This window comes from Patescibacteria group bacterium, from assembly GCA_041664365.1.
Classification (GTDB): Bacteria; Patescibacteriota; Patescibacteriia; order UM-FILTER-42-10; family UM-FILTER-42-10; genus JAHJEX01.
The window spans coordinates 76,197-98,631 of record JBAYKW010000002.1 but is presented as its reverse complement, the minus strand read 5'-3'; the positions used below and the strand labels follow the sequence as shown (position 1 = coordinate 98,631).

Genomic DNA, 22,435 nt, shown 5'->3' with positions numbered 1-22,435 from the left:
CCATAAACAAAAAAGTGAACATACAGTTCACTTTTTTGTTTTTTTATTCTCCTATAAAATCTCTCTCTGAATTTCCTGCTCCAGCAGAGTGTAGTTTTCCAGCTCTTTACCGTTGATATAGAATGTCGGCGTTCCTTGAACACCAAGATTATTCCCGTTTTTAATATCCGCATTTACGATATCCTTTTCTGCCCGATTATCGAGACAGGCACTAAAAGATGCCGCATCAATTCCTGCAATCTGACTTGCATAATTTTTCAGATCATCTTTTTTCAGGTTATTCTGGTTGTCAAACATGATATCATGCAATTCCCAAAATTTTCCCTGGTCATTAGCACACTCTGATGCAAGAGCCGAATTAAATGCATTCTCATGAATGGTTGTTAAGGGAAAATGTTTAAATTCAAACCGTATTTGATCACTAAATTTTGCTAATACTGAATCCATATATTTTGCCCCGGACTGACAGGCAGGACACTGGAAATCAGAGTATTCCTGTATAACTATTCTGGCATCGGCGTTACCACGAAACGGCCTGGCTGATTCCACATTATTGTATGCTACTTTATCGTTTGGTAGTGACCAGAGTATAGCAATAACTGCAACAACTGCTATACCAATTATACTCACTGTCAGCTTGGTTCCTTTTTTCATGTTTTTTTTAAATTAATGGTTTGATAGTGATTATAAAGATACAGGCTAACAGCAATCATGACAATAGCTATGTATTGATTAGGTGTTAATCCATACCAACGAGCATCTGACATTGGCAGATCATCCGCGCGGAAAAAATCCGCTATAAATCTGCTAATCCCATACCAAAACAAAAGTATCGTAGTAAAGAATCCTTCTTTTCTTGACCAAGGATATTTTTTTAGAATTAAGAACAGAATAAAAAGCAACAACATGCTCAGAGCATTGTATATTGTTGTTTCGTGCCGGATTGTCCCATCCACATACTCCATACCCCAGGGCACGCTGGTTATCTTTCCCATATGGTCATGGATCAGAAAGCACCCGATTCTGCCTATGAAGATGCTAAGCGGGAGAATAAATACAACCGGTTCCGCTAGCTCCCAAAAACTAAATTTCTTCTTTCTAGTATAAATCAGAAACGCTAATATAGCACCGAATACACCGCCGATCAGCGTCGCGCCACCCTCCCATAATTTGAAAACTGAGAGCCAATTTTCACGGAATAAATCCAGATTTCCTAAAACATAGAAGAATCTTGCGCCCAAGATTGCAGAGATGATTACCCAAAAGCTTGCGTCAATAATCTTTTCCGGATCGCCACCTCTTTTTTTCAGTTCACCAGCCGAAAAATATATCCCGACGGCAAATGCCAAAGCAAGCATGGTCCCCCATGCTTGCAAAGTAATTGGTCCGATTTCTATACTGGTAACCTGAAAATATGGAATCATACCAGCCTATTTCTAGATCAAGGATTAGTTAGCCAACGCCTGATCAATGGCAGCTTCAAAATTTGCCTGAGGTATGGCACCACTCAAAGGTGTTGTATTTCCATCAGCGTCAATCATGACCGTATAAGGCGTACCCTTTCCGCCGGCTGCCTGTGCTTCTACAGATTGCGCAGTAACCTTGTCTTGATATTTTCGTGAATCAAAACATTCATCAAATTGAGCTTTATTTAATCCCAGTGTCACTGCCAGTTCCGAATAATATCCTTCAGCTAACTTTGACTGATCTGCGTAAAGTGCATCGTGGTATTCCCAGAACTTACCCTGGTCATTTGCACATTCTGCTGCTTCTGCCGCCGGTACTGCCTGCGGATGGATTGAAGTTAACGGAAAATGTTTGTAGACCAGTCGGATATCACCTTCATACTTATCAAGTAGCGCATCCAAAGTCGGAGCTACTCTTGAACAATAAGGACATTCAAAATCTGAAAATTCCACTAAAGTAACTGACGCATTTTTATCACCACGAATGTGGTCGGTATCTGTTATTGCAGTCAACTTAATATCAACCGGCGCTGCAGCTGCCGCTGTATTTGTATTTGCTACTGCAGTATTGGTATTTGTGTTTGTATTCTTATTGGTTGCTACTTTGTCTCCATCGCCGGACATTGTTAATACTGTTATAAAACCGACAATGCTGATAATCGCGACACCAACCGTCAAACCAAAAACAAAACTTGCCTTTGGAGACATGTTGCCAAAAAATCCTTTTGTTTCTTGCTCACTCATTTATTTAATTCCCTTCTAGTAATTAATTATATAGTGTTAATAGTATAAATGAATTGAATAAAGTTGTAAATATCGCCTCAGAGCGTATCCGGCTGCACATCAATATCAACGATACTACAGGCTAATAACGGGTCAATTCCCAGTTTTTTTGCTTTGATAATCAACTCATCACTTTCAGACCCGGGATTAAAAAATACTTCCTTAGGTTCTTTTTTAGCAACGTCCTCAATAATTCCCATACCAATAAACGGGGGCAGATAAATGCTTACACGATCAATATTTTTTTTAATCTCCAATATTGAGCCATAAACCTTTAATCCCTCAATCATTTTTTCGGTCGGGTTGACTGGAAAAACTTTCCATCCTTGATTGAGATATGCCCGGACCGCCTTGTTGCCATATTTTGACCGGTCTTGTGACGCACCAATAATCGCTACACTTTTTTTCATAATTATGTATAAAATTATTTAACTGATTGCTCTTCTTTTCGCTCACGCAATAAATGTAAGCCAATATACGAAAGCGGCGTATAAAGGATACCCATAACAACTTTGTACAACCACCAGGAAATAATAATGCTGATCAGTGTGCCGGTAGAATAAATACCTGCGAATGCAATCACCATGAATATTACCGAATCCAGCAGTTGTGACCAAAGATTAGATAATATAGAACGCAACCAAAATAATTTAATTTTCAGTTTATCACGGAAGAAAAAGAACGACAGCACATCCTGATATTCCGCGATTAAGAAAGCGGCGAGTGAAGCGATGGCTATTCGGATCGAAATCCCGAAAATCTGATTATAGCCCGCTTTTGCCCACTCACCATCCGGAGACCAGGGTACAGCCAGTGATAAAAATGAAAAGCCAATAAATATTGCCGTACTGACAAAACCCGCCAGTACAAATAACTTTGCAACACGTTTGCCGTAAATTTCTCCGATAACATCCGTGGTCAAAAATACGATCGGGAAAGAAAAAACAGCCGCGGAGAGATGCGAACCGAAAATAAAAGGCATTATTTTCAGTCCGAGTGTATTTGCTGCAAATAGCGATGTCAGGTAAACAGCCATCGCAATAATTAATTTTTTAAAAGAATGCTCGCTGAGTTGAATCATAATTTTGTAATTGGAATTTTAATGAATTAAGCAGAAACAGATTACAAACCAGAGGCAAATAAAAATTACCCCCAAACAAAAAGCCGATAATTTATCACATCATTGGACTAAACCGATTAATTAGCTAGTAACAGATCTATTAACGCCTTAAAGTCTTCCAGCGGAACTACACCTTCGATACGATAACCGTTTAAAAACCAGGTTGGAGTACCCCTGACGTCAACCGCGATACCGTCGGTTCTGTCTTTTTCTATTTCAGCTGCAAAACGGCCGCTGTCTAAACATGTATCAAATGACTTTGCATCAAGTCCGATTCCTATGGCAAATTGTTTTAAATCAGCGACGGATAGATTTTCCTGATTCTGATACAGCTTATCATGCATCTGCCAGAATTTACCTTGTGCGTTCGCGCATTCAGCCGCTTCATGTGCTTTCGGCGCATTCGGATGGTTTTCGACAATAGGAAAGTCACGAAAAACAAATTGGATCTGATCACCATAAGTTGATGTCAGTTCTCTGATTATGGAGAATGCTTCACCGCAGAATGGGCATTCAAAATCCTCAAAAGCGATAATTTTAACTTTTGCATCCGGCGAACCTAAATACGGGTCATTATCAGCGCTGACATCATAAACCTTTAAATCACTTACTTCATTTTCAGGATTGTTAATTAATGCATATATCTGGAATATTAACACCGCAGCAAATACGATTGTCAGTAAAATAAATACAATTATTGTAATTCCCCACCACCTCTTAAACCATCTTTTCTTTTTTGGTGCCGGCGTCGGTATAATCGCGCTCGGACTTAGTTCTTCTTCCACTGTATTTACGTTATTGATAAGCTGTTTGTATTATATCATATTTGAATAAATGAATAACTATTGATGACAAATAATGCCAGGGTAAGCAATAATACAACATATAGAATCCTCTCAGTGATTCCTCCCGTTCTAACCCTAAGCGGTTTGGGCAACATGTGAAAATTCCACTTCCAGGGCCAAAGTAGAGGAACGCCATGATGAGTCATGCCGTCAGCAATGATATGACTCGCATAACCCAAGGTTAATACTAACCAAAACTCGTGGCCGAGAATTTCTACCCACTGACTCAAAAACAAAAACAGGAAAAAACTTCCCCACCCCACCAAGATCACAGCCAGTATGGAATGGAAAGCTCCCCTATGTTTAAAAATGGATGACACAATCCAGCTGATCAAATAAAAAGGTTTCAGCGCGATTCGATTTTTTCCTTTTCCGTAACCGACTTCCAAGTGTTTAATTTTGGAATCAGACGCGTCCAAATCAGGTAGTAAACCACCCAGGGCCCCCATTAAAATTAAAAAAGGGTTCCAGGAAAAACCGGAAAACAATGCCAGCACCCAGACAGTATTTGCGCCGATAACGGCGTGTGTTGATCCTTTCATTTTTGTATTTTATCAAATTTTACATTTTTTATATAGAGAGATATAGGATGTTAATTTTAGAATAATCTATTTATTAGTAAGCAGGAACATGTAATCAGTAACTGGAAACCTATTCTGATTTAATGATTATCCGTCCGATTGCTAGCTACTTGTTACTAGTTACTATCTTAACTATTTGACCTAAGATTAGCCAAGTGGTATAAATAAAGTGCCCTTCCTTGGGCATTTCATTGCACCTACCAAACAAGCTTCGGAAAGGGATGCTTGTTACCACTTCTGACCGAAAGGAGGTCTTTTGTTTGCGCGGCTCATCACAATGTCGCACATCCTAGCTTGTCGTCACTGACGCGACAAAACCTTCATGGATGGAGGAAACTGTCATGAGACGACTACATCGGCCGCGATTCGCGGTCTTCGTGACGATCATGGCGACTCTCGTGATCATGACGGCGGCGGCCAACGCGAGCGCGAGCAACGCGTATGCTACGGCCCCGCGGACCGACGAGCTGAGCAGCGCAACGACCCTCGCTTGGGCCTTTGCGCAGAACGACGGCACGATCGCGCACGTCAACAACAAGACGACGGCGATCGCGGATGCGAAGTATGCGGAAAACGCCGATGTGCTCATGTTCATCAGCGCGACCGCGATCATCGAGGCGAACTCGACGCTGGTCCTCCAGACGACGGACTATGCGTCACTGACGAAGCACGAAGCGACGACGAGCAGTAGTCGAGATGACCACAGCGCCTTCGAGGGGAGAACTCGTGATGCCAGTGGAATTCTCCTGGCCGAGCACGTGATCATCACCAGCAGTCTCGAAGTCCCCAAGTCGGCCGTGGTGGCCAAGAAGACGACCAAGACGCAGGACGCCAAGACGGCGAACACGAGCGGCGTGATCCGCGCGTAACCGACACGCGTCGGACACGTTGAAGGCTTGAGCCTTCCATTCGTGGCCCGTCCCAGACTAACATGGGACGGGTGTTTTTTATTTATTTTATAGCGAATGATATCCTATTTGGGTAAAAGCAAATTCATTCGCGCCCGGTTCGAATAAATTCGAACCTATCCAAAAACTATACTGTAATAATTATTCTAGAATTGATTAATTCGAACCTATCCAATGATAATCAAGATTTGAATGAATCTGACCTCGGGTATCTCGGGTGACGTCACCCGAGCTAACCAATAATCACAATCAATCAATTTTATCAATTATCATTATTGAATCATCGTCCTGGTAGTAATTATGCCATGAAGAATATTTCCAATCCTCCGGATTTTGCACATACCCGTGCTTGACCGGGTTGTTATGAATATAGTCCAGTTTTTCGATAAATTTTCTTTCTGAATAGATGTTGAAGTCGTAAAAGCTTTTTTGCCAAACATTCCCTGTTCTTTTAAGATACCTATCTATTTCTCTGGCGCTTGTCCCTTTTATTCGTTGAACAACGTAAGATATATTACCACGGGTAGAAGCGAATTCATTCGCTTCCGGTTCGAATAAATTCGAACCTATCCAAAGTTTTAGCAATAAATGCACATGATTCGGAATAAATACGAACCCAACCAGATGGAATTTTAATTCATATCTCAATCGATTGATAACATCCAACAAAATCTGACAGCAAACATCATCACCAAAATACGGGACACTGTTATATGTTCTCGTGGTCACAAAATGCACATACCCTGGAATATTATAACGCTTCATAAATCACACCTTTCGCTGCTTAGTTCCAGATCAATACCATCGGTCTCCATAGTAATTGTCCCGCACTGGTCATTTCGAATTATTTCTATATTAAGTTTTTGCAGATTATTAATTGATTTAAAATGCGGATGACCGAAACTATTTCCCTCCCCGGATTGAATAACCGCATAGTCAGGACTTACAGCATCCAAAAATAGTTCACCGGAGGAATATTTACTGCCATGATGCCCAACTTTCAAAATATCCGATTCAATATGTATCATTTTTTCAATCAGCTTTTCCTCCACCTCAATCGGCGCATCACCAGTAAACAGAAACTCTCTATCTTTATACACCAGACGGGATACAACAGAGCTTTCATTAAGATCCTCAGGCTCTTTCCCGGAATAATCTTCGAAGGGATAAAGGATTTGTAATTCCAGCTGATCACCCAATTTATATGTTTCACAACAGGTTGCAACTTTTAGCGGAATTGATTTTTCTAAAATAATATCAAGCCATGCTAAATAATCTGGCGCATTATGTATAACGTCCCCGGAAAAAAGCACTTGATCGACCTCGTAGCGTTTAAGCACTTCCACTAGCCCGGAAACATGATCGGAATGAGCGTGCGTCAGAATCATCAGTTCAATATCACGGTCATAAAACGGCAAGAATTTGCCTATTTCATTTACAACCATATTGCCCGGCCCGCCATCAATTAAAATATCCTGATTTTCCGGCGTACGAATCAGGATGGCATCCCCTTGACCGACATCCAGAAAATATATTTTCAGCTCTGAATTATTTTTACCAAAAATATAAATTGCCAAAAATAACACTACCCCGATGGATAGTGTTATTAAACTGATTTTTTTGATCATTGCATCCTCAACACGCGGACGCCCAACTACTATTCAATTATAAAAGATATTTGATAAATTTAATCGGCACCCTCGCCGTCTAATTTTGATTCTGACGGCTTGAAATTGAATTCAAAATTATTCGGTTTGATGAATTCATTTACAATATCCTTTGTATCATTTACTTTTAACTGTTTGAACAGAAAATCAAACTTTTCTTCAATTTCTTTTGCAATACCCTCTTTCACTGCTTCCGGTAAGTTCATGATTTCTTTTTTGAATATTCCCAGGGGCTTTTTTCTGGATTTATAAATGAACTGATCATCCGTTTGATCTTCCTTTTTTTCATCGGACATATTATCCCAAATCCATTTATACATTTTATCCCTTAGTTCACTGGGGAAAATTGCACTATCGTATATCATATTCTGAAAATTCGTGGCCAAATGAACCTCCAAACATTCATTCTCCGGCAAATTGTGAAACGCTGAATCGGGCAGTGTGGATGCGCCGTGCTGTACGGTACCGCCTAAATTGTATTTTTCCCGGGCGAATACCGACAGCTCTTTATGCGTGGCAAAATCCACCTTTACCTGCGCAATCGAACCGTCCGGCAAAACGACACCACCATGCGAAGTGCCGGTTTGAATGCTGATTTTACTGATACCTTCCCGATCAGATCCTAATGCTTCGTTATACCCTTCCATAAATACTTTTAGCTCTTCCGCTGTACTGTTCTTTTTTCCAACCTCGCCGATCTCCCCGCCAATGGATATATTAACCCCTTCCGGCTGAATATCTCGGATATATTTTGTTAATATTGCGCAGATTTCAAAATTATCGCGCTGTTGTTCAACGATGCTTTCTCTATCAAGATTTACAAGTGTAGACGAATCGATATCAATATTCATAAAACCGGCGGCAACAGAATCATCGATAATGCTTTTTAATGACTGTATCTCGTTTTCTCTGTCGGCAATAAAATTTTCGAGTTTTGCCTGAAAGTGGTCTCCCTGGATGAATACCGGTCCGGAATATTCTTCTTTTATTGCAGCTGCCAGGATTACTCCAACATATTCAACGGGCGTTTGATGCGAATAACCCATTTCAGATTTCGCAAGCTCAAAAATAAATGATCCGGTATTATTATTTTTTGCCACTCGAAAAACCGATTTCGCCAGATAATACGTCAGGCTTCTTAAATTAATTGCCGGAACAGTAAACCCGGAACATTTCCCCTCTCCGTATGCTCTATACAGATCATTAATTGAGCTTAAATAAATTCCTTTTGACTTTGCTATCTTGAAAATATCAGAAGTAATCTTCTGCTTCTCATCGATACTGTCGGTCATAACCAAATCTTTAACCAAAGTATCTACGTCGAACTTCTGATTATCAGTCTGTAATGTTTCGCTCATAATAAAATTCTTTATATTTAAATCTAATAAATCCGATCTATTTTACCCGTTACCTTCTTGTGTTTAGCTGTGAAATCTTGTCGTACTCGCCCGAAACAGAAACCTACCTGCTCATATAAAGCAACTTGCTCCAGATCAACCGAACGGCGTTTGATAGCCTCTGCAACATCCATATAGTGAAATACTCCATCTTTGAATCCGGTCACTGTAACATTGTGTACTCCCTCCAAAAGCAGATATGCTGCCCCTGCACCCGCCTCTATGCCAAAATTAGCGTCATAGGCAGACGTAAATCCACTACGCACCAAATGACTAGGTACAACGGCTCTGACTTCGGGTGTGTCGTATATTCCTTCCACATACATTCCCTGCTCCTGCATAAACTGTTTGATTTCCGGATCACTTTCCAGTCTTCGCTCCAACTCCTTTGCGACGTATTTACCGGCCCCGGTAAGTTTTTTATGCCCGAACGAATCAAGTCCAACAGAAGAATCATGAATGTCTTCTCCGGATGCGTCTTTAAAACCCTCCGCAACCACAATAATATAAGTACCGGCATTGATATCACTTTCGATAATCCTTTTGGTGAATACTTTTTTCATGTGGCGGTAAAGCTCGTCAAAATCCACCGGAATTTCCGGAATCAAGATTGCATCGCATTCACCAGCCACGCCTCCGCGGAAAGCATTGTGCCCGGCATAACGGCCGAATGTTTCCAAAACCATAATCCGATTATGCGTACGGCCGGTTGTTTCAATGTCGCGGATAAATCCGGCCAGGCGCTCAATAGCTGAATCTCCACCGACAGAATATGACATCAGGTCCAAATCCATAGTTTTTGGAGCGTGCACGCATTTTATACCGTGCTTATCCAGGTCCAATATCACACTGCCCGTATCGTCACCACCACTGATTACCAGGCCGTCAATTTCAAATTTTGCAAGACCTGCTTTAATTCGCTCATATTTATTCTCGTCTTCAATCTTGGCAATTTTCACCCGTGAATGACCGGCTTCTGATCCCGCTAAATTTATACTAAAAACATCCAACCTGGACGGCGTCAATTCAACCAATGAATCCATATCAATCAAATTATATAATCCGGCATAGCCGTTAGGTATGGCAAAAGTTTTGACGCCTTTCCGGCCGGCCATTTGCGCGGCACCTTTAATAACCGCATTTAGTCCTCCTCCGTCGCCACCACCGGTGATAATTCCGATATTTTTCATACACTTATTATAGTTATTGAATCAACAACAAAATTACTTAAAAAGTCGCATTTTTCTACATCAAGCATATAATATTTACTTAAAAAGTCAATTAATTTTTATGTCATTTGAAGTTCATCAAATCGCTTTTGTCTTCTTGCAACAATGATCATCAAAACAGCAATTAATAAATAACCGGCGATCAGCATTGCCAGGGAAAATTCAGAAATATTGATGGAAGCAAATTGTAGATCAGAAAATAATTCCACAACCTTAATAATATAGGCAAGCATCAGCCAGACTATCCACGAAAACACGGTTGCTAGCGGAGGAAAAATAAATGATAATAATCCGGTTAAAAAACCGACACCCATAGCAAACGGGATTATCGGCAGAATCAATATGTTAACCAAGATCGCTACAACAGACAATCTGCCAAATTGAAAAAGTATCAGGGGTAATGTAAATATTGTGGCTGACGTTGTTGCAATAAATGACTCCCTGATTTGGAAAATGTTCGGCAGGCGGGTAAATATTTTTTCCAGCATCGGCGATAAATAGATTAATCCCATTGTTGCCAAAAATGAAAGCTGAAATCCCGCATCAAATATCAGCACCTTCGGATTAATAACCAGCATAATCACAGCGGTTAGTACCAAGGTATTAGTAATTCGCGAAAGGCGTCCCAGCTGTTTGGCAATCAGCATAACGATTCCCATTACAACCGCCCGCACGACTGAAGACTGCGCGCCGGTAATCAGCATAAAAAACAACAATGCGGTAACAATCAACCAGAACGCTCTTTTGCGCGGTATACTCAAATTTTTGCACGCAGAAAGCAAGAGGACTGCGATGATTGTGATATTGTAACCGGAGATCGCCACGATATGCGTTGTGCCGGTCCGGTTAAAATTCTCCATCAGATCATCGGGAATTCCCCGCTTCGCACCCAGTAGCAATCCGCCGAGAAATGATGACTGTGGTTCCGGCAACTGCCGGTTGATATTTTGGATAAATTTATTTTTTATCCCGAACATATGGGACAGAACTCTCGATCCGTTATTTTGGGATATAACTTTTATTTTCGGACGATAACAAATTGAATAAACACCAAAACGGGATAAATATTTGTCATAGGCAAAATCCTCTATTTTTTCCGGTGCTTCCAAATTGCATTTTATTTCTAAGCGATCTCCGTATTGATATTCCGGAAACAGTTGCGTATTAAGCAACACCTTGCCGGCATGCGATTCGGGTCTGACTGTCAGCTTTACCTGTTCTTTGCGGACATCGGGTTCTTCAATGATTATTCCCCTGAATTCCTTTTCCGATCCGTTATAAAAAGCAATGTGCTGTTCACTGATATTTGGCTTTGATAAATTAAAACGCCAAATTCCAATTATAATTCCAAGCAAACAAAGCAGTAATAACCGCCATAACTTTTTTTGCCAAATGAATACTAAAACAACAGTCAAACCAAAAAATAAAACATAAGTAAAAAAAGGATCGATATCTGCTCCAAATGATGCGATGCCAATTCCGCAGATAAAGCTGACCAGAAAGTATAGAAATATTCTTGATTTTCCCATCAAAAAAGTCCCCGTTCAGGCGGTGCCAGCTGCATTTACAGAGTAAATGCCCTGACCCTGCCAAGAGGACTCCCATGGTTCTATTATACTTATTCAGTACATGATGTCAATCAGATTACCTTGCAGAAGAATCATTTTTACTATCGGTACCACTTCTAGCTTTCCTAGCCAGTTCAGCCGGATTTAAAGTATAGATTGTATTAACTCCTAATTTTTTTAGAAGCTTAAACTGCTCCTCCGGCCGCAGAGGTTTGATAACTTTGCCGGCCTTTTCCATCCAAGTCGTTGCCATAGTTTTTAAACCGGCCTGCTCCGCCAAAGCCGCGTATGAGCGCATCATTTCCTCACCGGTTTTTTTAGAAAAAAGTGAAATTATATTGCTGGCGATTAAAACTGCTGATAGTGAAATTGAACTTCTATCCCCTCCTAAAATTTCTTTCATTTCTTCCGGAATACGGAAAAAGGCATAACCTGTTTGCGCATGCACCCCCTCACCTCTTAATTTTGCTTCCTTGGGGCTTGGGTAGGTCCCACCGGAAAAGACTATTTCTACCGAACCCATCTTGCCCGCCCTCCAACCATCCGTGCCTTTTAATAAAAATTTTTCTAATCTACTTTCTATATCCCCATCAGCTCCATCTTCGATTGGGACAGTTAGGAACGGCGTTATCCCACCATTCAATAGAAAACCTTTAATCTCGGGGCATTTTTCGTATGCTGCTTCAATAATTGCCGGTGACAGTGATGCGATTCTTACTGCATCCGCTAAATCATACTTTTTTATCAATTCAACAATCCCATCCACACTGCTTATGTCTTTTAACTCGAGTACTAATTCATGATCTTCGCGGTACTTTTGGAAAAATGCAAAAATTTCATCCATGCTCGATGTATCCGGAAATTTTTCTTTAATTTCATCAAGCGTCATTTCGCTTACCTTCTTCCCTTGGAAAATATTTTCTTTCAATTTTAAGGCATGTGATACCACCGGATGACCGTCTTTGGTGGAACGGATATCCATTTCTATTGTCCTCACCCCGGAATCAAGCGCTTCACCAAAACTTTCCAAACCTAAAGTCCACTTATGCTGAACCATGTCATGCTCTTCCTGGAAATCCAGATTCCTTCTGATTTCAGCGATCATCTTAACCAGTTGTACATTTAATGCTTCAAGGTGTTCTCTTTTTTCTGTATTATCCGGATCTTCCGCAACTTCCAATGCGACTGCAATCGCCAAATCATGCAATTTCCCTACATCCTCATAACGGCCTACCAATTCCCATATTGGCGCCTTTTCAATTGTTTTTGGTTGATCAGACGGAGAAAATGCATTAGTTTCATCATCAACTAAACTTAATTCTCCATCCTGCGCATCAGAAAATTCATATCCATCATCATCTTCAGAAACATTTCTGGCTAGATTATCGGGACGAATTGGGTATTCTTTATTCATAAGATATTGGTCAGTTTATGATAAACAAATATTACTCAACAGTTACGGATTTTGCGAGATTCCTTGGTTTGTCGACGTCTCTCCCCAACGCCACCGCCATGTGGTAGGCAAAAAGATGCAGGGGGACAACAGTTAATAGCGGCAGGAGCAAATCCATCGTTGGTGGTATATAAATAACTTCATCTACCAATTTGGCTATTTCATTATCACCCTCCGTCGCGATGGCTATAATCTTTCCACCGCGCGCTTTAATCTCCTGGATGTTGCTAATGTTTTTTTCGTAATAATCATCTTTCGGCACGACTACCACGCAAGGGAAATTTTCATCAATTAATGCGATCGGACCATGTTTCAACTCAGCCATCGGATATGCTTCAGCATGAACATAAGAAATCTCCTTCAATTTCAGAGCGCCCTCCAATGCAATGGGATAATTAATTCCCCTGCCCAGAAAAAAGAAGTCTTTATATTTTGCGTATTTTTCAGCAAGCGTTTTTATATAGTCGTTCTGAGCAAGGATGTTTTCTATTTTTCCAGGAATATTTGTCAACTCTTTGACTAATTGTTGTCCGGTTGAAATTGACATATCGCGCAGACGCCCGAATTGTAGCGCCAGAATAGCCAGTGCCGTTAACTGTCCGGAAAAAGCCTTGGTGGATGCTACGCCGATCTCCGGACCGGCATGGATATAAGTACCTCCGTCCGATTCCCTGGCGATTGTTGAACCAACCGTATTCACGATACCAAGTGTCTTTGCACCTTTTCTTTTTGCTTCTTGCATGGCTGCCAGTGTATCAGCAGTTTCACCCGACTGACTGATCGCAAAAACAATAGTCCCTTCATCAATAACCGGATCGCGATAACGGAACTCAGAAGCATACTCCACTTCCAGAGGTATATTGGCATAACGCTCTATCATATATTCCCCGACTCTGCCGGCATAATGCGCGGTCCCGCAGGCAATAATTACAATCCTCCTCACACTCCGCATTTCATCATCGGTCATGTTCAAACCGCCGAGATGAGCAATGCCTTCCTCAGGTATCACCCTGCCGCGCATCGCATTACGGACTGCGTCTGACTCTTCAAAAATCTCTTTTTGCATAAAATGATCATATCCTTGTTTCTCAGCTTCTTCGATCCCCCAATCAATTTTACTGACTTCATGATCCCGCTCTTCTTTGCCGATTGTAAAAATCCGATATTTATCAGGAGATATTTCCGCTATTTCTTCATCTTCAAGATACACCACATTTTTGGTATGGTTGATCAAAGGTGCAACATCTGAAGCAACAAAATTTTCACCGTTACCCAAGCCAATCACCACCGGACTGCCCTTGCGCGCAGTGATAATAAGATTCGGATGGTCAGAATGCATAACTACGATTCCATATGTCCCTTCTATTTTGGTGAGCGAAGTCCTGACCGCTTCACTCAAATCACCTTTATATTCCTCTTCAATCAGATGCGCTAAGACTTCCGAATCGGTTTCGGTAATAAATGTATGTCCTTTTTCGGATAACCACTTTTTTAATTGCAGATAGTTTTCGATGATTCCATTATGCACAATGGCAATTTTTTCCTTGCAGTCCGTGTGCGGATGCGCATTAACTGATGACGGCTTGCCGTGCGTCGCCCAGCGCGTATGTGATATGCCGACTGTGCCGTTCCATACCTTATCGTTTAATGCGTTTTCCAGAACGGCAACTTTCCCCTTTTTCTTTTCCAGCTGGATTTTTCCATCTTCAAATATGGCAATTCCGGCTGAATCATAGCCTCGGTATTCGAGCTTTTTTAAACCGTCCATTAAAATTGATCTGGCTGGCTTATTCCCTATATAACCCACAATTCCGCACATATATTTTTCCTTGGTTATTTAGTAAATTGCTAATTTTTATTACCCGATTCCATCCGTAGATATGCTTCGACAAACCCCTCCAACTCTCCGTTTAATACTCGCTCCGGTTCTACCGTTTCATATTTTGTTCTATGATCTTTTACCATTTTATAAGGATGCAGTACATATGACCTGATCTGATTTCCCCATTCCGCGGATAATGTTTCTCCTTTCAATTTATCTGACTCTGCTTTCCGCTCCTTCAGCCTTAACTGGAAAAGTTTATTTTTAAGTATTTTTAATGCAAATTCCCTGTTCTGCATCTGTGAACGTTCATTTTGACAGGCAACTGCCAAACCGGTAGGTAAATGGGTGATACGTACAGCGGAGTCGGTAGTATTGACGCTTTGTCCGCCGTTTCCCGATGAACGGTATGTATCTATTCTTAATTCCTCATCTTTGATTTCAATCTCGCTGACGTCGCCCAGATCAGGAATTACTTCTACCAGCGCAAAAGACGTATGACGCATTTTTTCCGCATCAAAGGGGGAAATCCGGACTAAACGATGAACACCCGCTTCCGACTTTAAATACCCGTAAGCCCATAAACCTTTGATTATAACTGTGGCGCTTTTCAATCCGGCTTCCTGACCTTTGCTTTCCTGGATGATTTTTGCAGAATACCCTTTCCGCTCAGCAAAACGCAGATACATCCGAAGGAGCATCTCTGACCAGTCTTGCGCATCATTTCCGCCTGATCCGGCATGGAACGTCAAAATCACGTCCTTGCGGTCATACTCTCCACTCATCAAAGTAAAGAATTCGTAATCTTCATATTGCTCAAGCAGTGTCTTGTATTTCTTTTCTACTTCTTCCCGCAGATTCACATCCTGGTCCGCTTCATCGATTTTAGCTATTTCCAAAATATCATCGGTCTCCCGCTTAAGTGTCTCCCATCTTTGAACCTCTTTTTGAAGCTCATCAGCTTTTTGGCTGACATCTCTGGCATTATCTGGATTGTTCCAAAAATCAGACTGGTTCATCTCCAATTCCAGTATTTTGATTTCTGTTTTTAATTGCTCAAGGTCAAAGAAACCCCCAGATGCCGGAAATTTTTTTCCTTAATTCTTTTATTTGTTCGATCAACTCTCGCATATTATTCCTTTGAATATTCTTCTAAGACCGCATCAATTGTTATTTCATTATTATCGCGCATTACTTTTAATACGACTGATTCACCGGGCAGGAATTTTCTGATAATCCTTGCCAGACTGTTATTTCCGTCGATAAGCTCGCCGTTAATGGAGAGGATAATATCGTTCTCCTTTAAACCGGCCTTTTCTGCGGGACTGCCGGCAATTATTGCCAGATCTTCATCAGTTCTTCCCTTAGTGATCAGAGCACCTGCCTCAACTGGCAGACTGTTTTTTTCAGCGATTGCCGGTGTCACGGGAATATAACGGATACCCAGAACCGGCCTGACGATTTTTCCATATTTTTGCACACTGGCAACGACGGTTTTTGTTTCATTAACCGGTATGGCAAATCCGATCGATTCTCCCTGGCTGTCGATAGCGGTATTCATGCCGATCACCTGACCTTCAAGGTTTAAAAGCGGACCGCCGGAGTTACCGGGATTAATTGATGCATCTGTTTGAATCACACCTTCCAATGTCTCCGTCCCGCTCTGTCCGCTGGCGGTTATCGTACGGTCAATTCCGCTGATTACACCGCGGGTTACTGTGTTGCTATATTCTCCGAGCGAATTTCCGATAGCGATAACTGTCTGCCCGATTTGAAGCACATCAGAATCACCCAGCTCAGCCGCTGTTAAACCGGCTGCTTCAATATCCAAGATGGCGATATCGTTCAGCGGATCAATTGATACGACTGTTGCAGCATAACTTTTTCCGTCGTTGGTCAGTACGGAGTATTCGGCATTTTCGATTGACACCACATGTTTATTGGTAACGATCATTCCGTCCGCTGAAATAATAAATCCCGTACCGCTACTTACCTCCTGCTTTCCGCTCGGGAGATCATTCGGCAAATCAAATTGAAAAAAATTATCGAAAGGATAAACATTCGGACCGGTCTGATTGTAATAATCGCTTAAATCCTGCGTGGCAATAATGCTTACTACCGCCGGGCTGACTTTTTCCACAACATCTACCGTTGAGGAACTTTCTTCAATTACATATTTTTTTGCTTCTAGTGATCCGGTTAAATTTGAAAGCGAGTCGTTATTTCTTACAATACTGCCACCCAGCATCCCAAACAATATTCCAGAAGAACCGCCGACAAAAAAACTTAATACTACGGCAATAATTATTGTGTTTCTATTGTTGTTTTGTGATCTTTCCTTGTTCATTTTTTTTACCAAATATTAATTTTATTATAAATCCTGCTGCTAATAAAGATATAGCTATAAATGGAATTATTAAAAAGAACATTATAAATATTGCTGCTTCTCCACTCAAAAATAAATTAGATCCGATAATCAATACCATAAATATTAAGCCAGTTAGAACTATAAACAATAATGTGATGGCCGCATTTGAAGTATTAATTGTCTTTTTACTGAATAGTTCTTTTTTTGAACCTTCTATTCTTAAAACAAATGAAAATAAAATATATAAAAACAAAAAAGAAATAACCAATATACATATTGAAGTAAATGTATACAACAAACCACTATAGCGATTAACCATATCAAATTGGTTATCAACAATTCCTAAAATTTGATATGTCAAAAATATTGTCAAAAACAGGCTAAGGAATAATCTAAAAAAACGTTTTTTTTCTTCATTTATCATAAAAACCAATTAATGATAACTGCATTCTTTTCTTTATTATACGTTGATTCTACGAATAATCAAATAGCATAACAGAGGCATTTTTAGCCTCTGTTATATAGTACGCAAATTACACTATAAATATTACATCATCTTCTTGCGGATAAACGCAGGAATTTCCAGATCCTCTTCTTCCTTTTTGATCTGTTTAGATTTTTTATCGTCGTTTAAATCGCCTCTCATGGACGAAGGAGATACCACAGGCGCTGCTGGTGCGGGAGCTTGTGAGACCGAATCTTCAGTTCTGCCAAAATAGTTGATTTCCTGTGTATTGGATGTTTTGTGTTTGAATGCCTTCGGCTTCGAACCTTCACCAAAACCGGTAGCAATCACGGTAACCTTCACTTCATCATCAAGCGTTTCATCGACAACAGAACCAAAGATAACTTTTGCATTTGGATCGGCGGACTCTGTAATAATCTTCGCTGCTTCATTAACCTCATACATACCTAAGTTTGCACTGCCGGTAATTGTAAACAAGACGCCTTTGGCACCTTCAATATCGAGTTCAAGTAGCGGACTATCAATAGCTGCCTTCGCGGCTTCCACGGCTCTGTTTTCACCACTGGCACTGCCGATTCCCATTAATGCGGAACCGGTGTTCTCCATGATCGCTTTTACGTCAGCAAAGTCCACATTGATCAAACCGGGTACGGTAATCAAATCTGAGATTCCCTGAACACCCTGTCTTAAAACATCATCCACAATCCCGAACGCATCCAAGAGAGATGTCTTTTTATCAACTATCTGAAGAATCCTGTCATTGGGAATTGTTATGATGGCATCAACCCTGTCACTTAAATCTCTAAAACCAGAATCAGCAATTGATTTGCGTTGTGCGCCTTCAAAATCAAATGGCTTTGTTACCACAGCTACAGTCAGAGCACCGAGCTCTTTGGCAATATCAGCAATCACCGGAGCAGCACCGGTACCGGTACCTCCGCCCAAACCGCAGGTTATGAATACCATATCAGCGCCTTTCAGAGTTTCTTTCAGTTCTTCGCGGTTTTCTTCCGCGGCTTTCTGTCCCAGTTCCGGATCCATGCCAGCACCCAAGCCCCGAGTTGTGCCCTTGCCGATATGAATCTTTTGCGAGGCCTGTGAATGATGCAGGGCCTGCGCGTCAGTATTTATCGCAACGAAATCAATACCCTTTATCTTTGAGGTTATCATTCTGTTGATCGCGGAACCGCCGCTTCCACCAACACCCAGCACTTTTATCTTGGCAAAAGTTTCGATATCAGGCTTGATTTCCATACCTTTTTTCATAAAATAATTATGTAATTTTTACTTCTTAATAATAAAAGGTTGCAAAGAAAAATGCAAGCCTTTTATACACACGTGAACACATAATTTGAACACTACAATTTTTCCTAAGGCATCAGTGATTTGAACCACTTATTCATTTTTCCAGTTACGTCTTTTACCGAAGAGAAGCCGCCTTTAAAAGCGCGGGTCGATTTTGTTGTTAATTCAGACCCCCATAAAACCAGGCCGATCGCCGTAGTGAATGTCGGATCATTTATTTTATCGATTGCCGTGACAACTTCCAGCGGATAACCAACATGGCATGGCAGTTTAAACGTGGCTTTCGCTGTTTCTACAATCCCGGGCAGTTTTGCACCGCCACCGGTCAAAACAATCCCCGCCGGAAGCAATCCGCTTCTGCCGATATTTTTCAGTTCTTTTTCAACCATATCAAATATCTCTTCCAGTCTCGCTTCGATTATTTCAGCAACGTGTTTTTGTGAAACCCTTTCACTTTCCTGCGGTGAGAATTCGCTCAAATCAATCTCTTCCCGTTTGTTTATTTCATTGGGTAGAGAGGATCCGTATTCAATTTTAACTTTTTCCGCAACATCAATCGAAGTTCTAAGTCCTATCGCAATGTCATTTGTAATATGTCCGGAGCCGATCGGCAAAACAGCCGTATGTATGACATCACCCTCTTCCATTACCAGCAAACTGGTCGTCGCGCCGCCGATATTTAATACCGCGACACCCAAGTCCTTCTGCCTTTTTGTCAGGATTGATTCGGCAGAAGCTAAAACTCCCAAAACCAAATCGTCTATATCAACGCTGGTCCGGTAAATACATTTTGTGAGATTTTTTATTTGAGATGACTGACCGAGAATTATTTCCGCATCAACTTCTAAACGGATTCCGGTCATTCCGGTCGGATCCTTAATCCCTTTTTGATTGTCTACTGTAAAACTCCTCGGTATGACATGTAAAATTTCGTAGTTCGGCGGAGTAGCTACCGTTTGTGCTGCTTCAATCGCTCTTTCCACGTCTTCTTCTCTTATTTCGCCGTCGGCTTTTGCCACAGCGACTATGCCGTGGCTGTCCTGAGAAATAATGTGTGAACCGCTGATTGCTACATAAGAATGTTCGATCGGGATACCGGTCATTCTTTCCGCCTGCTCTAAACAGGATGAAATACTGGAGACAGCATCCTCTATACTATTAATAACACCCTTACTGATTCCTTCGGATGGTGCTTCAGCAATACCCAGAATATGGACTTTGCTGTCTTTTTCATGTTTTTGCCCAACAACCACACGTACCATGTTGGATCCTACATCTAGTCCTGTTATTATTTCTTCTTGTGCCATTTGATTTTTATCTATTTGTTATGTGAGCAATTTTTGTATTCAGTATGAAATACACGCTCTCTTTGATTTTTATTATACCGAGTATTGGATATTTCTGCAAATTACTCGAAAATGTACGGGACGAATATATAAATTCCGATCATTATCGCGCCAATTGACGCAATCAGTACAACCGCAGCCATAATATCTTTGACAATTTCCACATAGAAATGGACCCTGGGCTTCAATATATCGACAATCTTTTCAAACGCGGTATTAATCAGCTCCAGGATTAATACCATAAAAATAACCAATGAAAGCAGGATGCGCTCCCAATGCTGCAGGGGAAATACAAGCATTAATACAAATATTACAGCAGCCACGATAATCTGAACACGAAAATTCTGTTCATTCTGGAATACATACTTTATCCCTTTTATCGCATAACGGAAACTCTTCAGCAGTGTTTTTAGATTTACTAATGGCATGAATTTATATATTGCTCAATAAGCTAGCGATCCTCCCCTCCAGTTTTTCCATTTTATCCGCCCTCCCCTCTGACTCGTGCGTAAAACCCATTAGATGAAGAATGCCATGGATAAATAAAAATTCAAATTCCTCTTTGTATGTTCTGTCGTTTTCTTTGGCACGCTTTTTTACGAGTGCATCCGTAATTATTATTTCCCCGATGAATTTATCTTTTTGCTTTGGTGATATGAAAGAACTTTTCTTTGATTTTATCTCTTTTTCTTCAAATGATAATACGCTTGGAACGCTATTTACTCCCCGCCAAGCTTTGTTCAAAGCTTTGCCGGTTTTTTCATTAACAACCGCGACGGAAATACTGACTGAGTCCTTCTTTCTTACCGCTCGCAGGGCAGTTCTTAAAATTTTAATTAACCTGACCTTTTGAACCGGACAACTGACTTGCTTATATAGTTCTACCTGCATAGATATTTAATTAACTTACATCAACACTGCTTCTAGATCAATTTAGACTGCAAATACTGTTAGTTACCGCTTATATTCGTATTTGCGTTTAGATTGGAGTTGGTATTTGAATTTGTGTTTGTATTTGTATTTAGATTCAAATTTGAGTTTGAATTGGAATTAGAATTACCATTGCTGTTTTGATTGGTGTTGCTATTTGTAACTGTTACCGGTGCTATTACAAAACTCTTATACATCATTTCAAACGTTTTCCGGAAACTGGCTTCTGCTCTAGTCCCGAAGTTATACGTAATGATATAAATAAAATCATCTGATGCCAGATAAACTGTTTTTGTATCCGCTCCGACAACACCCTCCCTGCCGTCCCAAGCAGTAAATGTCGCGATCGTTTCGCTATTCAGTTCCGGATACTGGGACATATACCATTCTTTTGCGGAAAGCGAAGAGAGATTATTTGTCACTAATACCTCAACAAATTCAGCTAAGCTTGAAGTGAATAATACCTCTTTATTTGATGACCTATCAATAGACTGCGCAATCCAGTCTAAAGGATACAGAATTGTGTAACTGTAATCCTGATTGGCAAACCGGCCTATCGTTGCCATATTCTGAATCTTTCCGATTCCGGCCGGGTTATAGCCGCCGGCCACCTCAATACCATCCGAATAGCCGTCGCTGTCTGTATCCGGTTTATTCGGTTCTGTCCCAAATGATTCTTCCTCCGCGTCGGTCAGTGAATCACGATCCGTATCCCTGCTGTTTATAATCGTAGAATTTGTATTCAACGTAATACCGACATTGGTATTTAAGTTGGTGTTTCTATTCAGGTTTGAATTTTCATTCAGATTGGAATTCACATTCAGAAGACTATTTGTATTCTCATTTTCGTTAATATTTCCGCTAGCGTTCTGATTACTTATATTTGCATCCACAACAACCTGATTCTGGTTTTCCACTAATGTATTCGTGTTCTTATCACCCATTATTTTCTGGAACATGAATGCGGCAACCACGCCAAGCACCAGTATTAATGCGACAACACCAATAATAATCGATGGAAGATTCTTCTTTTTCTTTCCGCCGGTTTTAGAAATTCCACTATGAAACCTGGCCGGAATAGTGTGAATCTCGCCGACTGCTTTCTTCTCTTTTATATTTTGTGAAATATTTTCTTCCGAACCACCCGCTTGAGGGCCTAGGTTATTATCCGTGTTCATATC

Annotated in this window: 22 protein-coding genes and 1 pseudogene; 1 reads left to right on the top strand and 22 read right to left on the bottom strand. The window is 40.8% G+C overall.

Translation table 11 applies throughout. The annotated features are described in order from the left end of the window. Positions 1-51: 51 nt before the first annotated feature. The 7 genes from WCW66_02545 to WCW66_02515 all read right to left on the bottom strand — a co-directional run bounded on the left by WCW66_02545 (position 52) and on the right by WCW66_02515 (position 4,756). Positions 52-654, bottom strand: a complete 603-nt coding sequence (locus WCW66_02545) for a DsbA family protein (protein MFA6391613.1) — start codon at positions 652-654, stop codon at positions 52-54. Continuing rightward, entirely contained in the window at positions 651-1,424 is a 774-nt protein-coding gene (locus WCW66_02540; protein ID MFA6391612.1) for a prolipoprotein diacylglyceryl transferase, read from the bottom strand. The genes WCW66_02545 and WCW66_02540 overlap by 4 nt, the downstream gene beginning before the upstream one ends. Positions 1,425-1,448: 24 nt before the next feature. After that, positions 1,449-2,210 (bottom strand): thioredoxin domain-containing protein, encoded by a 762-nt coding sequence (locus WCW66_02535; protein ID MFA6391611.1) that lies wholly within the window; start codon positions 2,208-2,210, stop codon positions 1,449-1,451. Positions 2,211-2,287: 77 nt separating this feature from the next. Then, complete coding sequence (locus WCW66_02530) at positions 2,288-2,659, bottom strand: CoA-binding protein (GenBank protein ID MFA6391610.1); 372 nt, start codon at positions 2,657-2,659, stop codon at positions 2,288-2,290. Between the two features lie 14 nt (positions 2,660-2,673). Continuing rightward, on the bottom strand, positions 2,674-3,330 hold the full coding sequence (locus WCW66_02525; protein MFA6391609.1) for a queuosine precursor transporter: 657 nt from the start codon (positions 3,328-3,330) through the stop codon (positions 2,674-2,676). Between the two features lie 116 nt (positions 3,331-3,446). Further along, positions 3,447-4,154: a DsbA family protein gene (locus WCW66_02520; GenBank protein MFA6391608.1), complete on the bottom strand. Its 708-nt coding sequence runs from the start codon at positions 4,152-4,154 to the stop codon at positions 3,447-3,449. A gap of 35 nt (positions 4,155-4,189) precedes the next feature. Next, entirely contained in the window at positions 4,190-4,756 is a 567-nt protein-coding gene (locus WCW66_02515) for a metal-dependent hydrolase (GenBank protein MFA6391607.1), read from the bottom strand. A 365-nt stretch (positions 4,757-5,121) separates the two neighbouring features. Between WCW66_02515 and WCW66_02510 the strand changes: the two genes are divergently transcribed. After that, on the top strand, positions 5,122-5,664 hold the full coding sequence (locus WCW66_02510; GenBank protein ID MFA6391606.1) for a hypothetical protein: 543 nt from the start codon (positions 5,122-5,124) through the stop codon (positions 5,662-5,664). 288 nt (positions 5,665-5,952) lie between these two features. Here WCW66_02510 and WCW66_02505 read toward each other — a convergent pair whose 3' ends face one another. The 15 genes and pseudogenes from WCW66_02505 to WCW66_02435 all read right to left on the bottom strand — a co-directional run bounded on the left by WCW66_02505 (position 5,953) and on the right by WCW66_02435 (position 22,432). After that, on the bottom strand, positions 5,953-6,468 hold the full coding sequence (locus WCW66_02505) for a transposase (GenBank protein ID MFA6391605.1): 516 nt from the start codon (positions 6,466-6,468) through the stop codon (positions 5,953-5,955). After that, a complete protein-coding gene (locus WCW66_02500) occupies positions 6,465-7,331 on the bottom strand; it encodes a ComEC/Rec2 family competence protein (GenBank protein MFA6391604.1) in 867 nt (288 codons plus the stop codon). The genes WCW66_02505 and WCW66_02500 overlap by 4 nt, the downstream gene beginning before the upstream one ends. Before the next feature lie 59 nt (positions 7,332-7,390). Beyond that, on the bottom strand, positions 7,391-8,728 hold the full coding sequence (locus WCW66_02495) for a class II fructose-bisphosphate aldolase (GenBank protein ID MFA6391603.1): 1,338 nt from the start codon (positions 8,726-8,728) through the stop codon (positions 7,391-7,393). A 23-nt stretch (positions 8,729-8,751) separates the two neighbouring features. Beyond that, positions 8,752-9,957: a 6-phosphofructokinase gene (locus WCW66_02490; GenBank protein ID MFA6391602.1), complete on the bottom strand. Its 1,206-nt coding sequence runs from the start codon at positions 9,955-9,957 to the stop codon at positions 8,752-8,754. Positions 9,958-10,055: 98 nt separating this feature from the next. Further along, the gene (locus WCW66_02485; GenBank protein MFA6391601.1) at positions 10,056-11,525 is read right to left on the bottom strand and encodes a ComEC/Rec2 family competence protein; all 1,470 of its coding nucleotides are present in this window, start codon (positions 11,523-11,525) and stop codon (positions 10,056-10,058) included. Between the two features lie 115 nt (positions 11,526-11,640). After that, complete coding sequence (locus WCW66_02480; protein MFA6391600.1) at positions 11,641-12,978, bottom strand: glycerophosphodiester phosphodiesterase family protein; 1,338 nt, start codon at positions 12,976-12,978, stop codon at positions 11,641-11,643. Positions 12,979-13,009: 31 nt separating this feature from the next. Continuing rightward, the gene (gene glmS, locus WCW66_02475) at positions 13,010-14,836 is read right to left on the bottom strand and encodes a glutamine--fructose-6-phosphate transaminase (isomerizing) (GenBank protein MFA6391599.1); all 1,827 of its coding nucleotides are present in this window, start codon (positions 14,834-14,836) and stop codon (positions 13,010-13,012) included. Positions 14,837-14,865: 29 nt separating this feature from the next. Next, positions 14,866-15,941: pseudogene (gene prfB / locus WCW66_02470) on the bottom strand (peptide chain release factor 2). 30 nt (positions 15,942-15,971) lie between these two features. Continuing rightward, a complete protein-coding gene (locus tag WCW66_02465; GenBank protein ID MFA6391598.1) occupies positions 15,972-17,186 on the bottom strand; it encodes a trypsin-like peptidase domain-containing protein in 1,215 nt (404 codons plus the stop codon). Beyond that, on the bottom strand, positions 17,155-17,631 hold the full coding sequence (locus tag WCW66_02460; protein ID MFA6391597.1) for a hypothetical protein: 477 nt from the start codon (positions 17,629-17,631) through the stop codon (positions 17,155-17,157). Before WCW66_02460 ends, WCW66_02465 begins: the two co-directional genes overlap by 32 nt. Positions 17,632-17,754: 123 nt before the next feature. Next, entirely contained in the window at positions 17,755-18,939 is a 1,185-nt protein-coding gene (ftsZ, locus tag WCW66_02455; protein ID MFA6391596.1) for a cell division protein FtsZ, read from the bottom strand. A gap of 104 nt (positions 18,940-19,043) precedes the next feature. After that, the gene (gene ftsA, locus WCW66_02450; protein ID MFA6391595.1) at positions 19,044-20,285 is read right to left on the bottom strand and encodes a cell division protein FtsA; all 1,242 of its coding nucleotides are present in this window, start codon (positions 20,283-20,285) and stop codon (positions 19,044-19,046) included. A 101-nt stretch (positions 20,286-20,386) separates the two neighbouring features. Then, positions 20,387-20,752: a diacylglycerol kinase gene (locus WCW66_02445; protein ID MFA6391594.1), complete on the bottom strand. Its 366-nt coding sequence runs from the start codon at positions 20,750-20,752 to the stop codon at positions 20,387-20,389. Positions 20,753-20,756: 4 nt separating this feature from the next. Beyond that, the gene (gene ybeY, locus WCW66_02440) at positions 20,757-21,215 is read right to left on the bottom strand and encodes an rRNA maturation RNase YbeY (GenBank protein ID MFA6391593.1); all 459 of its coding nucleotides are present in this window, start codon (positions 21,213-21,215) and stop codon (positions 20,757-20,759) included. A 59-nt stretch (positions 21,216-21,274) separates the two neighbouring features. Next, positions 21,275-22,432 (bottom strand): hypothetical protein, encoded by a 1,158-nt coding sequence (locus WCW66_02435; GenBank protein ID MFA6391592.1) that lies wholly within the window; start codon positions 22,430-22,432, stop codon positions 21,275-21,277. Positions 22,433-22,435 lie beyond the last annotated feature (3 nt).